The organism is Streptomyces sp. NPDC026417 (assembly GCF_055567695.1).
Map to the genome: position 1 here is coordinate 39301 of NZ_JBVHPY010000019.1, position 15541 is coordinate 54841.

The 15541-nt window shown below is 71.8% G+C and carries 15 protein-coding genes; 13 read left to right on the top strand and 2 right to left on the bottom strand.

Annotated elements, in window-relative coordinates; all coding sequences use genetic code 11:
* The first annotated feature begins 101 nt into the window (after positions 1-101).
* The 8 genes from recG (at position 102) to mutM (ending at position 7474) form a co-directional block, all read left to right on the top strand.
* Complete coding sequence (recG, locus tag ACZ4NT_RS27280) at positions 102-2312, top strand: ATP-dependent DNA helicase RecG (protein WP_121406183.1); 2211 nt, start codon at positions 102-104, stop codon at positions 2310-2312.
* A 91-nt stretch (positions 2313-2403) separates the two neighbouring features.
* On the top strand, positions 2404-2991 hold the full coding sequence (rsmD, locus tag ACZ4NT_RS27285) for a 16S rRNA (guanine(966)-N(2))-methyltransferase RsmD (RefSeq protein ID WP_121406184.1): 588 nt from the start codon (positions 2404-2406) through the stop codon (positions 2989-2991).
* Positions 2992-3017: 26 nt separating this feature from the next.
* On the top strand, positions 3018-3497 hold the full coding sequence (coaD, locus tag ACZ4NT_RS27290; protein ID WP_183117046.1) for a pantetheine-phosphate adenylyltransferase: 480 nt from the start codon (positions 3018-3020) through the stop codon (positions 3495-3497).
* Positions 3498-3607: 110 nt separating this feature from the next.
* Positions 3608-4684, top strand: a complete 1077-nt coding sequence (locus ACZ4NT_RS27295; protein WP_121406186.1) for an ATP synthase F0 subunit B — start codon at positions 3608-3610, stop codon at positions 4682-4684.
* Positions 4685-4816: 132 nt separating this feature from the next.
* Positions 4817-5470: a DUF177 domain-containing protein gene (locus tag ACZ4NT_RS27300; RefSeq protein WP_121406187.1), complete on the top strand. Its 654-nt coding sequence runs from the start codon at positions 4817-4819 to the stop codon at positions 5468-5470.
* Positions 5471-5472: 2 nt separating this feature from the next.
* Positions 5473-5646, top strand: coding sequence for a 50S ribosomal protein L32 (rpmF, locus tag ACZ4NT_RS27305; protein WP_006139588.1), 174 nt, complete (start codon positions 5473-5475; stop codon positions 5644-5646).
* 19 nt (positions 5647-5665) lie between these two features.
* A complete protein-coding gene (rnc, locus tag ACZ4NT_RS27310; protein ID WP_467728067.1) occupies positions 5666-6550 on the top strand; it encodes a ribonuclease III in 885 nt (294 codons plus the stop codon).
* Positions 6551-6610: 60 nt separating this feature from the next.
* A complete protein-coding gene (gene mutM, locus ACZ4NT_RS27315; protein WP_467728068.1) occupies positions 6611-7474 on the top strand; it encodes a bifunctional DNA-formamidopyrimidine glycosylase/DNA-(apurinic or apyrimidinic site) lyase in 864 nt (287 codons plus the stop codon).
* A 61-nt stretch (positions 7475-7535) separates the two neighbouring features.
* Here the strand turns inward: mutM and ACZ4NT_RS27320 are convergent, their stop codons facing one another.
* Positions 7536-7961 carry a winged helix-turn-helix transcriptional regulator gene (locus ACZ4NT_RS27320; RefSeq protein ID WP_467728069.1) on the bottom strand — a complete coding sequence of 142 codons (426 nt, stop codon included), beginning with the start codon at positions 7959-7961 and terminating at the stop codon, positions 7536-7538.
* A 139-nt stretch (positions 7962-8100) separates the two neighbouring features.
* Here ACZ4NT_RS27320 and ACZ4NT_RS27325 point away from each other — a divergent pair, with 139 nt between their 5' ends.
* Both ACZ4NT_RS27325 and ACZ4NT_RS27330 read left to right on the top strand, forming a co-directional pair.
* A complete protein-coding gene (locus ACZ4NT_RS27325) occupies positions 8101-8691 on the top strand; it encodes a flavodoxin family protein (RefSeq protein ID WP_121406191.1) in 591 nt (196 codons plus the stop codon).
* Positions 8692-8885: 194 nt separating this feature from the next.
* Positions 8886-9134: an SCO4226 family nickel-binding protein gene (locus ACZ4NT_RS27330; protein WP_121406192.1), complete on the top strand. Its 249-nt coding sequence runs from the start codon at positions 8886-8888 to the stop codon at positions 9132-9134.
* A gap of 262 nt (positions 9135-9396) precedes the next feature.
* On the opposite strand, the gene ACZ4NT_RS27335 is transcribed toward ACZ4NT_RS27330, so the two are convergent.
* Positions 9397-10347 (bottom strand): CAP domain-containing protein, encoded by a 951-nt coding sequence (locus tag ACZ4NT_RS27335; RefSeq protein WP_467728118.1) that lies wholly within the window; start codon positions 10345-10347, stop codon positions 9397-9399.
* A 142-nt stretch (positions 10348-10489) separates the two neighbouring features.
* Between ACZ4NT_RS27335 and ACZ4NT_RS27340 the strand changes: the two genes are divergently transcribed.
* From ACZ4NT_RS27340 to ACZ4NT_RS27350, 3 genes are all read left to right on the top strand, one after another.
* The gene (locus tag ACZ4NT_RS27340) at positions 10490-10771 is read left to right on the top strand and encodes an acylphosphatase (protein ID WP_121406194.1); all 282 of its coding nucleotides are present in this window, start codon (positions 10490-10492) and stop codon (positions 10769-10771) included.
* Between the two features lie 381 nt (positions 10772-11152).
* Positions 11153-11353, top strand: coding sequence for a hypothetical protein (locus tag ACZ4NT_RS27345; RefSeq protein WP_121406195.1), 201 nt, complete (start codon positions 11153-11155; stop codon positions 11351-11353).
* Between the two features lie 213 nt (positions 11354-11566).
* Complete coding sequence (locus ACZ4NT_RS27350; protein WP_467728070.1) at positions 11567-15415, top strand: AAA family ATPase; 3849 nt, start codon at positions 11567-11569, stop codon at positions 15413-15415.
* The last annotated feature ends 126 nt before the right edge of the window (positions 15416-15541 follow it).

Sequence of the window (15541 nt, forward strand, 5' to 3'; positions counted from 1 at the left end):
GACCGCGAACAGGGCGGGGCGCGTCATCCTAGGCCGCGAACGACCCGCCTGACCAGCGGATTTCCCGGACGTTTGCGGCATTGTCGGTGCCGTGGTGTGCAATGGATCTCGTGCCCGCGCTCGAAGAACCACTGAAGAAGGTGCTCGGCCCCGCCACCGCGAAGGTGATGGCCGAGCATCTCGGCCTGCACACCGTCGGCGACCTGCTGCACCACTACCCCCGCAGGTACGAGGAGCGCGGCCAGCTCACCCACCTCGCCGACCTGCCGATGGACGAGCACGCCACCGTGGTCGCCCAGGTCGCCGACGCCCGCCTGCTCACCTTCGCCTCGTCCAAGGCCCCGCGGGGCAAGGGACAGCGCCTGGAAGTGACGATCACGGACGGCAGCGGCCGCCTCCAACTGGTCTTCTTCGGCAACGGCGTGCACAAGCCCCACAAGGAGCTCCTGCCCGGCACGCGCGCGATGTTCTCGGGCAAGGTCTCCGTCTTCAACCGCCGCCTCCAGCTCGCCCACCCGGCGTACGAGCTGCTGCGCGGCGACGGCGACGAGGCGGCGGAGACGGTCGACACCTGGGCCGGATCGCTCATCCCGCTCTATCCGGCCACCGCGAAGCTGGAGTCCTGGAAGATCGCCAAGGCGGTGCAGACGGTGCTGCCGAGCGCCCAGGAGGCCGTCGACCCGCTGCCGGAGTCCCTCAGGGAGGGCCGGGGCCTGGTCTCCCTCCCCGAGGCCCTGCTGAAGATCCACCGTCCGCAGACCAGGGCGGACGTCGAGGACGCCCGAGCCCGCCTCAAGTGGGACGAGGCCTTCGTCCTCCAGGTGGCCCTGGCCCGCCGTCGGTTCGCCGACGCCCAACTCCCCGCCGTCGCCCGCAGGCCACGGCCCGACGGCCTGCTCACTGCCTTCGACGCCAAACTGCCCTTCACCCTCACCGAGGGACAGCAGAAGGTCTCCGGGGAGATCTTCGACGACCTCGCGACCGAGCACCCGATGCACCGGCTCCTCCAGGGCGAGGTGGGTTCCGGAAAGACGATGGTCGCCCTGCGCGCCATGCTCGCCGTCGTCGACGCGGGCGGCCAGGCGGCGATGCTGGCGCCCACCGAGGTCCTCGCCCAGCAGCACCACCGCTCGATCACCGAGATGATGGGCGAGCTGGCCGAGGGCGGCATGCTCGGCGGGGCGGACGACTCGACCAAGGTCGTGCTGCTCACCGGCTCCATGGGCACGGCCGCCCGCCGGCAGGCCCTGCTGGACCTGGTCACCGGAGAGGCCGGGATCGTCATCGGCACACACGCGCTGATCGAGGACAAGGTGCAGTTCCACGACCTGGGCCTGGTCGTGGTGGACGAGCAGCACCGCTTCGGCGTCGAGCAGCGCGACGCCCTGCGCGGCAAGGGCAAGCAGCCCCCGCACCTTTTGGTGATGACCGCCACCCCCATCCCGCGCACCGTGGCGATGACCGTCTTCGGCGACCTGGAGACCTCGGTCCTCGACCAGCTCCCGGCCGGGCGTTCGCCCATCGCCAGCCATGTCGTCCCGGCCGCCGACAAGCCCCACTTCCTGGCGCGCGCCTGGGAGCGGGTGCGGGAGGAGGTCTCGGGCGGCCACCAGGCGTACGTGGTCTGCCCGCGCATCGGCGACGAGGAGGAGGGCGGCAAGGCCGGGAAGAAGTCCGCGGAGGACGACGCGGAGAAGCGTCCGCCGCTCGCCGTGCTCGACATCGCCGACCGGCTCGCCAAGGGCCCGCTCCAGGGGCTGCGGGTCGAGGTCCTGCACGGCAGGATGCCCGCCGACGACAAGGACGCCGTGATGCGCCGCTTCGCCGCCGGCGAGACGGACGTCCTGGTCGCGACGACGGTCATCGAGGTCGGGGTGAACGTGCCGAACGCCACCGCCATGGTGATCATGGACGCCGACCGCTTCGGCGTCTCCCAGCTGCACCAGTTGCGGGGCCGCGTCGGCCGTGGCTCCGCACCCGGCCTCTGCCTGCTGGTCAGCGAGATGCCCGAGGCCAGCCCGGCCCGCCAGCGGCTGACCGCGGTGGCGTCCACGCTCGACGGCTTCGAGCTGTCCCGCATCGACCTGGAACAGCGCCGCGAGGGCGACGTCCTCGGCCAGGCCCAGTCCGGCGTCCGCTCCTCGCTGCGCATGCTCACCGTCATCGACGACGAGGAGATCATCGCCGAGGCCCGCGAGGAGGCGGCCGCGGTCGTCGCCGCCGATCCGGAGCTGGCGCGCCTTCCGGGACTGCGCACCGCGCTGGACGCCCTCCTCGACGAGGAGCGCGAGCAGTACCTGGACAAGGGCTGAGCGGGGTGAGGGAGCGCGTCTCCGGCCGGGGCTGACAGACTGGAGCGGTCACCCCAGCCCCCGCAGGCCCCACGCACGAAGGACAGAAGAGATGACCCGCGTGATCGCCGGCCGGGCCGGCGGACGCCGTCTGGCCGTCCCGCCGGGCACCGGCACCCGCCCCACCTCCGACCGGGCGCGCGAGGGCCTCTTCTCCACCTGGCAGTCCCTGCTGGGCGGCCCCCTGGACGGTGAGCGCGTTCTCGACCTGTACGCCGGCTCGGGCGCCGTGGGCCTGGAGGCGCTCAGCCGCGGCGCCGGGCACACCCTCCTCGTCGAGGCCGACGCCCGCGCCGCCCGGGTGATCCGGGAGAACGTCGCATCGCTGGCGCTGCCCGGCGCCGAGGTGAGATCGGGCAAAGCGGAGCAGATCATCCGGGGTGCGGCTCCGGACGACCCCTATGACCTGGTCTTTCTCGATCCTCCGTACGCCGTCTCGGACGACGATCTTCGCGAGATCCTGCTCACACTCCGCTCTGGGGGCTGGCTCGCGGACGATGCGCTCGTCACCGTGGAGCGCAGCACCAGAGGCGGCGAATTCGGGTGGCCGGACGGCTTTGAAGCGCTCCGGGCCCGTCGCTACGGCGAGGGAACGTTTTGGTACGGTCGCGCCGCCTCTACGTGCGAAGACGCACGATGACCGGACCGGAGAGCGAGGGACCTCAGTTGCGCCGCGCCGTCTGTCCCGGGTCATTCGACCCGATCACCAACGGACACCTCGACATCATTGCCCGCGCCTCCAAGCTGTACGACGTGGTGCATGTCGCGGTGATGATCAACCAGTCCAAGAAGGGCCTGTTCGAGATCGAGGAGCGGATCGACCTGATCCGCCAGGTCACCGCCGAGTTCGGCAACGTGGAGGTCGAGTCCTTCCACGGCCTGCTCGTGGACTTCTGCAAGCAGCGCGACATCCCGGCCATCGTCAAGGGACTGCGCGCCGTCAGCGACTTCGACTACGAACTGCAGATGGCCCAGATGAACAACGGCCTGTCGGGCGTCGAGACCCTGTTCGTCCCCACGAACCCCACCTACAGCTTCCTGTCCTCCTCGCTGGTCAAGGAGGTGGCGGCCTGGGGCGGCGACGTCTCGCACCTGGTCCCGCCGCTGGTCCTGGAAGCCCTCACCGAGCGCCTCGGGCACAGCTGAGGCACCCTTCGGGGACTGACGGCCCGTCACCCGGTGTCGGACGCGGCGGGAGTGGTCGTACAGTCGACCCGTCCGTCTCCATCACAGCTGTAGAGAGTGGCGAGCACACGGTGGACGTGCAGAAGAAGCTCGATGAGATCGTCGCGTCGGTCTCCGGCGCCCGTTCCATGCCCATGTCGGCCTCGTGCGTGGTGAACCGCGCCGAGCTGCTCTCGATGCTCGAAGAGGTGCGCCAGGCGCTGCCCGGCTCCCTGGCCCAGGCCCAGGAGCTGATCGGCGGCCGCGAGCAGCTGGTCGAGCAGGCCCGCCAGGAGGCCGAGCGCATCATCGAGAACGCGCACGCCGAGCGCGGCTCCCTGATCTCCGACACCGAGGTCGCCCGCCGCTCGCAGAACGAGGCGGACCGCATCCTCGCCGAAGCCCGCCAGGAGGCCGAGGAGATCCGCGCGGAGGCCGACGACTACGTCGACTCCAAGCTCGCCAACTTCGAGGTCGTCCTCACCAAGACCCTCGGCTCGGTCGGCCGCGGCCGCGAGAAGCTCCTCGGCACCGGACCGGGCGTCGACGAGCAGGGCTACGAGGACGAGGACGCCCCCGAGCGCAGCCACGACCCGGAGACGCTGCGCCGCAACGCGGACGAATACGTCGGGGTCAAGCTCGGCGCCTTCGAGGCCGTCCTCGCCAAGACGCTGGAGGCCGTCGGCCGCGGCCGGCAGAAACTCCACGGCCGGATCGCCAGCGACGACCTGGGCTCCCTCACCGACGACGGGACGGGCGTCCAGCACACCAGCGACGAGGACTACCTGGCGGGCCTCGCGGACCTCTCCGGCGCCCCTGAGCAGCCCGCGCCGGCCCCCGAGGTACCGGCCCAGCCGTCCTACCAGCAGCAGCAGGAGGCCTACGCCTACCAGCAGCAGCAGGCCGATCCGTACGGCTACCAGCAGCAGTACGCGCAGCAGGACGCCTACGGCTACCAGCAGGCCGACCCCTACGCCTACCAGCAGCAGGGCTACGACCAGCAGCCCGCCTACGACCAGGACCAGCAGCAGCCCGGGTACGACCAGGACCGGCAGCAGGCCTACCAGCAGCCGCAGGCCCAGGCGCTCGACGAGACCAGCCTCTTCGACACCGGCATGATCAGCGCGGAGCAGCTGCGGGCCTACGAGCAGGGGCGCGGCGGTCACTGAGGGGCCCCGGGCACCGGATTGGGCCGAGAGCGAAAGGTCCAGTATCCTGGCTCTTCGGTCGCGCGTACATCCGCGATCACCGCTGCCCGGAAGGCCAGGGCGGCGCCCCCACATCGAAGATCGAAAGCAGGAATGGCTCTGAACGCCCGCCTCGACCACCGCAACCCTCTCGTGTTCGACACACACGAGCTGGGGCGGCGTCCTGGCGCGCTGCAGCGCCTGACTCGCTCGATCGACGCTCCCGCGGATCTGGGGATCCAGGGAGTCATCGGAGTGCCGGAAGGCGCCCCGGTGGAGCTCGACCTCCGTCTGGAGTCGGTCATGGAAGGGGTGCTTGTCACAGGCACCGCCCGTGCATCGGCCAAGGGGGAGTGCGTAAGGTGTCTGGAGCCGCTCGAGCTGGAGCTCGACGCGGATTTCCAGGAGATGTTCTCGTACCCTGACGCCGACGACCGGGGCCGTGTGAAAGCGGAGCCGGCCGACGACGCCGAGGAAGACGAGGACACTCTCTTCATCGAGGACGGCCTGTTCGACCTCGAGCCCGTGCTGCGTGATGCGGTGGTGCTCGCACTGCCGATGCAGCCGGTGTGCCAGGACGACTGCCCAGGCCTGTGTTCCGAGTGCGGAGCGCGGCTGGCGGACGACCCGGGGCACCACCACGACGCCGTCGACATCCGTTGGGCGGCACTGCAGGGACTCGCCGGTTCACTCGAAGATGGCGAGAAGGACGAGATGAGCGGCGGCGCGCCTCGATCAGCACGCGCCGACGAGAAGCAGGAGAAGTAGCCGTGGCTGTTCCGAAGCGGAAGATGTCGCGCAGCAACACGCGCCACCGCCGGTCGCAGTGGAAGGCTGCGGTCCCCACCCTGGTTGCGTGCGAGCGCTGCCACGAGCCCAAGCTGCAGCACATCGCGTGCCCGGCTTGCGGCACCTACAACAAGCGCCAGGTCCTCGAGGTCTGAGCGGCTGGTGAGAGGTCTGATGTCTGACGCCAAGGCGGATTCAAACGCCAAGAAAAAGGCGGACAACACAGCCTCGTCCCACACGCTTCTGGAAGGGCGGCTCGGCTACAAGCTGGAGTCCGCCCTTCTGGTGCGTGCACTGACGCACCGTTCCTACGCGTACGAGAACGGCGGCCTGCCCACCAACGAGCGCCTGGAGTTCCTCGGGGACTCCGTTCTCGGCCTCGTGGTCACGGACACGCTGTACCGCACCCACCCCGACCTGCCCGAAGGCCAGCTGGCCAAATTGCGGGCCGCGGTGGTCAACTCGCGTGCGCTGGCCGAGGTGGGCCGCGGCCTCGACCTCGGCTCCTTCATCCGGCTCGGCCGGGGCGAGGAAGGCACGGGCGGCCGGGACAAGGCATCCATCCTCGCCGACACCCTTGAAGCGGTGATCGGCGCGGTCTACCTCGACCAGGGTCTCGAGGCGGCGGGCGAACTCGTCCACCGGCTCTTCGATCCCCTGATCGAGAAATCGTCGAACCTGGGCGCCGGCCTGGACTGGAAGACCAGTCTCCAGGAGCTCACCGCGACCGAGGGACTCGGTGTTCCCGAGTACCTGGTCTCGGAGACGGGCCCGGACCACGAGAAGACCTTTACTGCTGCCGCCCGCGTCGGAGGCGTCTCGTACGGCACCGGCACCGGCCGCAGCAAGAAGGAGGCGGAGCAGCAGGCCGCGGAGTCCGCGTGGCGCTCGATCCGCGCCGCCTCGGACGAACGCGCCAAGGCGGCGGCCGAGGCTCAGGCCGAGGTCGTCAAGGCCGAGGCCGCAGCACAGGCCAAGGCCGCCGAGGCCCGGGTGACCGGGACCGAGGCCGCCGAGCATGCCGAGGGGAACGCCGACGCCTCCTCGGCGTCCGCCTGACAAGTCGACCGAGCGCCCGCCCCTGTCAGGGGCGGGCGCTATGGTGTGCGGGGAGCCGACATGCCCGAATTGCCCGAGGTAGAGGTGGTCCGGCGAGGACTGGAGCGGTGGGTCGCCCACCGGACCGTCGCCGAGGCCCACGTGCTGCATCCGCGTGCCGTGCGGCGCCACACCGCCGGCGGTGACGACTTCGCCCACCGCCTCAAGGGGCAGCGCATCGGTGTCCCCAGCCGCCGCGGCAAGTACCTCTGGCTCCCGCTGGAGACCACGGGGACCGCGATCCTCGCGCACCTCGGCATGAGCGGCCAGCTGCTCGTGCAGCCGCACGAGACCCCCGACGAGAAGCATCTGCGCATCCGCGTCCGCTTCGCCGACGCCCTCGGCACCGAACTGCGCTTCGTCGACCAACGCACCTTCGGCGGGCTCTCGTTGCACGAGACGTCCCCCGACGGGCTCCCCGACGTCATCGCCCACATCGCGCGCGACCCGCTCGACCCCCTCTTCGACGACGCCGCCTTCCACGAGGCGCTGCGCCGCCGCCGTACGACCGTCAAGAGGGCCCTGCTCGACCAGTCGCTGATCAGCGGAGTCGGCAACATCTACGCGGACGAGGCGCTGTGGCGCGCCCGGATCCACTACGAGCGTCCGACGGCCGGCTTCACGCGCCCACGCACGGCCGAACTCCTCGGCCACGTACGGGACGTGATGAACGCGGCCCTCTCCGTCGGCGGCACCAGCTTCGACAGCCTCTACGTCAACGTCAACGGGGAGTCCGGCTACTTCGACCGGTCGCTCGACGCGTACGGGCGCGAGGGCCTGCCCTGCCGCCGCTGCGGCACCCCGATGCGGCGGCGCGCCTGGATGAACCGGTCCAGCTACTTCTGCCCCACGTGCCAGCGGGCCCCGCGTCCCACCACGCGCTAGGCATCCTCCCGAGGGCCGCCGGAAACGCCCCGACGCGTGACCGGTGCGGCGCCGTGCGGGCTCAGACCGCGGCGGCGCCCCGCGTCTCGTCGTAGCGCTCGCGCGCCTGCAGTACGTCGTCCATGCGGCCCTCCACGAAGCGGATGAGGCCCAGCAGGCGCTCGGCGACCTCGCGGCCGAGCGGGGTCAGTTCGTAGTCCACGCGCGGCGGGTTCGTCGGCTGCGCGTCGCGGAGCACCAGGCCGTCGCGCTCCAGGGCGTGCAGCGTCTGGGACAGCATCTTCTCGCTCACCCCGTCGACGCGGCGGCGCAGCTCGTTGAACCGGAACGAGCCCTTGTGGAGCGCGCCGAGCGTCAGTGCGCCCCAGCGGCCGGTGACGTGCTCCAGCGTGCCGCGGGAGGGGCAGCTGCGGGCGAACACGTCGTACGCGAGACCCGCACTCGCGTCGCACTCCGCGCTCGTGACGGACCGGTCCAGGGATTCCATGCGCCCAGCATACTGCGCCGCAGCGCTAACGCATGGGTTGCGCTAACTAGAAGTTAGTGCTTTCCTTTCGTCATCGCCGGGGCGGTGCGGATGACGGCCGCCCCCTCTCCCCTTCTCCCTCCCTTCAGGAGCACCCACCGTGACGAGCCCTGTTGTCTCCATCGCCTACCACTCCGGATACGGCCACACCGCCGTCCTTGCCGAGGCCGTCCGCGCCGGTGCCGCCGACGCCGGCGCGGAGGTCCACCTGGTCAAGGTCGACGAGATCACCGAGGAGCAGTGGGCGCTGCTCGACGCCTCGGACGCGATCGTCTTCGGCTCTCCCACGTACATGGGCACCGCCTCCGGTGCCTTCCACGCGTTCGCCGAGGAGTCGTCCAAGCGCTGGTTCGGGCAGGACTGGAAGGACAAGCTGGCGGCCGGCTTCACCAACTCGGCGTCCAAGAGCGGCGACAAGCTGCACACGCTGCAGTTCTTCCAGACGCTCGCCGCGCAGCACGCCATGAACTGGGTCAGCCTCGGCCTGCTGCCGGGCTGGAACAGCACCACGGCCTCCGAGAACGACCTCAACCGCCTCGGCTTCTTCGCGGGCGCCGCGGCCCAGTCGAACACCGACCAGGGGCCGGAGGGCGTGCACAAGGCCGACGTGGCGACCGCCGAGCACCTCGGCCGCCGGGTCGCGCAGACCGCTCGGGTCTTCGCGCTGGGACGGGCGGCCGCCGCCGCGTAAGGCCGCCGCCCAGCCGGTACACCGAGGTCCTCGCCCTTTGCCGGCGGGAACGCCGTGTGCACCCGCCGCCCCGCCCGCGCCCGGCCGCCGGGACAGCCGGTGCGGGGCGGCACGGTCGCCCTCGCCGTCGGACAGGCGCAGGATGGATATGACGCAACCGGCGTGCTCAGAAAGCCGGGAGGAGGCGCGACACCATGCCCCAGTTCATGGACGTCCACCACGGGATGAAGGGCCTCACGGCCGACCAGCTCAAGGAGGCCCACCAGGCGGACTTGGCGATCGAGAAGGAGGAAGGCGTCCACTTCGAGAAGGCCTGGGCGGACCCGGAGTCAGGCACGGTCTACTGCCTCTCCGAGGCGTCCTCGGCCGAAGCGGTCCAGCGCATTCACCACCGGGCGGGCCACCCGGCCGACGAGATCCACCCGGTCCCCCTGACAGTCTGAAGGCCCCCGGGCGCCGCCCGGCCCGACAGCCGGCCGCGCAGGGCCGGTTTCTCGGCCCGCTCGCGGCGGGCCGTGCGCGTTCGCGGAAGAGGGATGCGGCTCCGAAGCCGGAGGGTGCTGCGCACATACCGCGCCGCCACGACCCCGGCCGTCGTCCGCAGCCCGGCGCAGGAGGCCGCGCGGGGGTGCAGGTCGCGCACCCGATGGCGCGAGCGAAAGCGGACCAGGGCCGTCAGCGAAAGGGCCCCGGTCCGCGGTCGGCTCAGTAGCCGAAGTCCTGCGTCCACCAAGGGCCGCCGGAGCCGAAGTGGGCGCCGACACCGAGCGTTTTGAAGTCGCAGTTCAGGATGTTGGCGCGGTGGCCGGGGCTGTTCATCCAGGCTTCCATGACCGCCTCGGCGGTGGCCTGGCCCCGGGCTATGTTCTCGCCGCCCAGGTCGGTGATGCCGGCCTTCGCGGCCCGGTCCCAGGGCGAGGCCCCGCTCGGGTCCGTGTGGTCGAAGAAGCCGCGCGTCGCCATGTCCTCGCTGAACGCGGCGGCGAGCTCGGACAGGCCGCTGTTCGCCGCCACCGGGCTGCAGCCGACCTTGGCCCGCTCCTCGTTGACGAGCTTCAGCACCGCGGTCTCGGCGGCGGTCTCGGCCGACACCGTCGCCGGAGCGGGCTTCTTGGGCGCCTTCGTGGCGGCCTGGCCGGGCTTCTTCGTCGCCTGGGACTTGCCGGGCTTCTCGGAAGGCTTCTCGGAGGGCGTCGCCGACGGCTTCTCGGAGGTCTTGGAGGGCGCGGGGGAGGGCGACGCCGAGCGCTCGGCGTCGCGGCTCGTGGCGCTGTCGTCGCGTTCCTCCGCGGCGCCCGTCGAACCGCCCTGCTCGGTCTCCAGGCCGGACGGCGAGTCGACGGCCTGGACCTTGTCCGAGGCGTTGCCGCCGCCGACCGAGTAGTTGTCGCTGCCCGGCAGTACGCCGGTGGCCACCGCGACCGTGCCCAGCGCGACGGCCGCCGAGACCCCGAGCAGGCCGGTGCGCACGGGCGTCGCGGCCTTCTTCTTGCGGTGCGAGCGGGCGGCGGCGTTCTGCGGGAGGTCGGCCAGTGCGGCGTAGCCGTACAGGTTCTCCGGCCCGTAGCTCTCCGTGGGTACCCGGTGTGCTTCCGTGACACCGGTGGCGCGGCCTGTGGCGGCGCGGCCGGCGGCAGCGCGTCGGTGGCGTCCCATCTCCTGGCCTTCCTCGTCCTTGCGGTCAGCATCACTCACTCGAACGAGTGAGTTTCACATGAGACTCATTGGGTCGGGACGGTACCCCATGGCGCAAGGGGAGGAAGTGCTCCAGGGGACATTGTCCGGTTAGCGTGCACCCATGAACGAGGATGTACGGCTCGTCGCGTGGGTCCGCGGCAGGGTCCAGGGCGTGGGTTTCCGCTGGTTCACGCGGGCCAGGGCGCTGGAGATCGGCGGGCTGAGTGGTTTTGCTCTCAATTTGGAGGACGGACGCGTCCAGGTGGTCGCCGAGGGCCCCCGCAAGGGCTGCGAGAGCCTCCTCGACTGGCTCCGCGGTGACGACACACCCGGACGCGTGGACGGAGTCACTGAGATATGGGACACGCCCCGCGGCATCTACGACGGCTTCGCCATCCGCTGACGGTGACGGCGGCGATCTTCGTGACAGGGCGTCGCGGAGTGGCCGCCGAAGCCCGTCCGGTGCGGAAACGACCAGGTGGTTGCCAAGAACGGCTCGTCATGGCAGGCTCCGCGGTTAACGATGATCTCCACGCCCTGAGGGCCCCGCAGGAGTCGCAGCGCCGCCCGGTCCGGGCCGCGCGCCCCCGGGTTGCCCGCCAATACGGGGCGTGATCGTGTTGACCGTCAAACTTTTTGGTGAGACTCTGAAAGCCCCGCGCACCTTAGCTGTTTGGCATGTAGGAACGGCAGCAAGAACTCAAGAGTGTCAAGCATCGCGGGTGCGATTCCCTCACGACCCACACCGCTTCGGTCGGTCACTCAGTGTGGAGGACCATCCATCATGGCAAAGGCGCTTCTCGGTTACGTCGGCGGCTCCGACCCGCGGCTCATCGCCGAGATGCGACGGCTCCAGCAGCGCGTCCAAGACCTCGAATCCGAGCTCGTACGGATCCAGGCCGAGAACGACGCGCTCGCGGCTGCCGCTTCTCACGACTCCTTCGAGAGCATCGACGTACCCCAGGCGGAGCCTGCGCTCACCTGATCGCTGGACCGCACTACGGCAGCAGGGGCCGGAGCACTCCGGTCGGTCACCGCGCTGTCAGAATTGCAAGGGACGCCTCTTCGGCGTCCCTTCTTTTTGCCCCCCGGCGCACACCCGCCCCCCTCTCGTTAACGGATGGTGTGCCCTGCACGTTCATGGGTGAAACCGCGCGTTCATGGAGTGAGACGGGCGTGAAAGGTAGAGTCCGGCGGCGTGCACCTCAAGGCCCTGACCCTCCGCGGGTTCAAATCGTTCGCCTCGGCGACCACGCTGCGGTTCGAGCCGGGCATCACCTGCGTCGTGGGCCCCAACGGCTCGGGCAAGTCCAACGTCGTGGACGCGCTCAGCTGGGTCATGGGCGAGCAGGGCGCGAAGTCGCTGCGCGGCGGCAAGATGGAGGACGTCATCTTCGCCGGCACCACCGGGCGTCCGCCGCTCGGCCGGGCCGAGGTGTCCCTCACCATCGACAACTCCGACGGTGCGCTGCCCATCGAGTACGCCGAGGTCACCATCACGCGGATCATGTTCCGCAACGGCGGCAGCGAGTACCAGATCAACGGGGACACCTGCCGGCTCCTCGACATCCAGGACCTGCTCTCCGACTCCGGTATCGGCCGCGAGATGCACGTGATCGTCGGCCAGGGCCAGCTGGACTCCGTGCTGCACGCCGACCCGATGGGCCGCCGCGCCTTCATCGAAGAGGCCGCCGGCGTCCTCAAGCACCGCAAGCGCAAGGAGAAGGCGCTGCGGAAGCTGGACGCGATGCAGGCGAACCTCGCCCGCGTGCAGGACCTCACGGACGAACTGCGCCGCCAGCTCAAGCCGCTGGGCCGGCAGGCCGCCGTCGCCCGCCGCGCCGCCGTCATCCAGGCCGACCTGCGCGACGCCCGCCTGCGCCTCCTCGCCGACGACCTCGTACGGCTGCGGCAGGCACTCCGGGCCGAGGTCGCCGACGAAGCCGCGCTCAAGGAACGCAAGGACGCCGCCGAGGCCGAACTGCGGAAGGCCTCGCAGCGCGAGGCCCTCCTGGAGGACGAGGTCAGACGGCTCGCCCCGCGCCTGCAGCGCGCCCAGCAGACCTGGTACGAACTCTCGCAGCTCGCCGAGCGGGTGCGCGGCACGGTCTCGCTGGCCGACGCGCGCGTGAAGAGCGCCACCTCCGCGCCCGCCGAGGAACGGCGCGGGCGCGACCCCGAGGACCTGGAGCGCGAGGCCGCCCGCATCCGCGAACAGGAGGCGGAACTCGAAGCGGCGCTGGAGGCGGCCGAGCACGCCCTGGAGGACACGGTCGCGCACCGGGCCGAGCTGGAGCGCGAACTCGCCGTCGAGGAGCGCCGTCTGCGGGACGTGGCCCGCGCCATCGCCGACCGCCGCGAGGGGCTCGCCCGCCTCAACGGCCAGGTCAACGCCGCCCGTTCACGTGCGGCCTCCGCCCAGGCCGAGATCGACCGGCTCACCGCCGGGCGCGACGAGGCGCAGGAGCGTGCGGTCGCCGCTCAGGAGGAGTACGAGCAGCTGAAGGCCGAGGTCGACGGCCTCGACGCGGACGACGCGGAACTGGCCGAGCGGCACGAGGCGGCCAAGGCCGCGCTGGCCGAGGCGGAGGCCGACCTCACCGCCGCCCGTGAGGCGCTCACGACCGCGGAGCGCAGGCGCGCCGCCACCCAGGCCCGCCGGGACGCGCTCGCCCTCGGGCTGCGGCGCAAGGACGGCACGGGCGCGCTGCTCGGCGCGAGGGACCGGCTGGGCGGACTGCTCGGCCCCGCCGCCGAACTGCTCACGGTGACCCCCGGCCACGAGATCGCGCTGGCCGCGGCCTTCGGCGCGGCGGCGGACGCCATCGCGGTGACGACGCCCGCCTCGGCGGCCGAGGCCATCCGGCTGCTCCGCAAGCAGGACGCGGGCCGGGCGGCCCTCCTCCTCGCGGACGCCCCCGACGAACAACCACCCGCCGGCCGCCCGGCCCACCAGCCCGCGGCCCACGCCGGCGCGGCTCACGGCAGCACGGTTCACGGCTCCGCAGGGCACGTATCCGAGGCGCTCCAGCCCGCCGCTTCCGACAGCGCGGCGCATCGGTCCGCGGCCGGGCACTCCGCGGCACACCACCCCGGCGGCTTCCCGGCCGCCGCCCCCGGTGCGCACGGTGCCGTGGCGGACGGGCATGTACGCGCGGACGCCTCGCCGGAGGGCGCGGGCAGCGGCGGGAGGTCCGCGAACGCGTCCGACGGGGACGAGGGGTTCCCGGAGGCGGGCCACGGAGGGCCTCCGTGCGCCGCCGATCTCGTCCGCGGCCCCGCCGAGTTGATGCCCGCGGTACGGCGGCTGCTGCGCGGGATCGTCGTCGTGGGCACGCTGGAGGACGCCGAGGATCTCGTCTACGCGCGGCCCGAGGTGACCGCGGTCACCGCCGAGGGCGACCTGCTGAGCGCGCACTTCGCGCACGGCGGGTCGGCCGGGGCGCCCAGCCTGCTGGAGGTGCAGGCGTCCGTCGACGAGGCGGCGGCGGAGCTGGAGGAGCTCGCCGTGTGCTGCGAGGAACTCGGCGAGGCACAGCGTCGCGCCGCCGAACTGCGCAAGGAACGGGCCGCGTTCGTCGAGGAGTCGGGGGAGCGGCGGCGGGCCGCGGAGCGGGAGAAGTCGTCCGTGGCGCAGGCCCTCGGTCGCCTGGCCGGCCAGGCCCGCGGCGCCGCCGGCGAGGCCGAGCGCAGCGCCGCCGCGACCGCGCGGGCGCAGGAGGCGCTGGACCGGGCCGTGGAAGAGGCGGAGGAGCTCGCCGAGCGGCTCGCCGTCGCCGAGGAGATGCCGGTGGAGGAGGAGCCGGACACCTCGGTGCGGGACCGGCTGGCCGCCGACGGCGCCAACGCGCGGCAGACCGAGATGGAGGCCCGGCTCCAGGTGCGTACGCACGAGGAGCGGGTCAAGGGGCTCGCCGGACGGGCGGACGGACTCGACCGGGCGGCGCGTGCCGAGCGGGAGGCACGCGCGCGTGCCGAGCAGCGGCGGGCCCGCCTGCGGCACGAGGCGGCGGTCGCCGAGGCCGTCGCGTCGGGAGCGCGCCAGTTGCTGGCGCACGTCGAGGTCTCCCTCGCGCGGGCCCAGGCGGAGCGCACCGCCGCCGACGCCGCGAAGGCCCGGCGCGAGCAGGAGCTGGCCGAGGCCCGCACCGCCGGCCGCGACCTCAAGGCCGAGCTCGACAAGCTGACGGACTCGGTGCACCGCGGCGAGGTGCTCGGCGCGGAGAAGCGGCTGCGGATCGAGCAGCTGGAGACCAGGGCGCTGGAGGAGCTCGGCGTCGAGCCGGAGGGACTGGTCGCCGAGTACGGGCCGCAGCAGCCGGTGCCGCCGTCCCTTCCGGCCGAGGGCGAGGAGCTTCCCGAGGACCCCGAGCACCCGCGCAACCAGCCCCGGCCCTTCCACCGGGCGGAGCAGGAGAAGCGGCTCAAGTCCGCCGAACGGGCCTATCAGCAGCTCGGCAAGGTGAATCCGCTCGCCCTGGAGGAGTTCGCGGCGCTGGAGGAGCGCCATCAGTTCCTCAGCGAGCAGCTGGAGGACCTGAAGAAGACGCGCGCCGACCTCCTTCAGGTGGTGAAGGAGGTCGACGTGCGCGTCGAGCAGGTCTTCACCGAGGCCTACCGGGACACGGCCCGCGAGTTCGAGGGTGTCTTCAGCCGGCTGTTCCCGGGAGGGGACGGGCGGCTGATCCTGACCGACCCCGACAACATGCTGACCACGGGAGTGGACGTCGAGGCCCGGCCCCCCGGCAAGAAGGTCAAGCGCCTCAGCCTGCTCTCGGGCGGTGAGCGGTCGCTGACCGCGGTGGCGCTGCTGGTGTCGATCTTCAAGGCGCGGCCCAGTCCGTTCTACGTGATGGACGAGGTCGAGGCGGCGCTCGACGACACCAACCTGCAGCGGCTGATCCGGATCATGCAGGAGCTGCAGGAGGCCTCGCAGCTGATTGTGATCACGCACCAGAAGCGCACGATGGAGGTCGCCGACGCGCTGTACGGCGTCTCCATGCAGGGCGACGGTGTGTCGAAGGTCATCAGCCAGCGGCTGCGCTGACGCCCGTCGGCTGCCGTCCGCCGACGCATCCCCCGCAACGGTCTCCTGGGCGGGCGATGCCCGGGGCCGCCCCGCTCCGTCGCCGGTTCGCCCGTCCCGTGCGGCCGGGGTGCTCTCCGGCAGGTG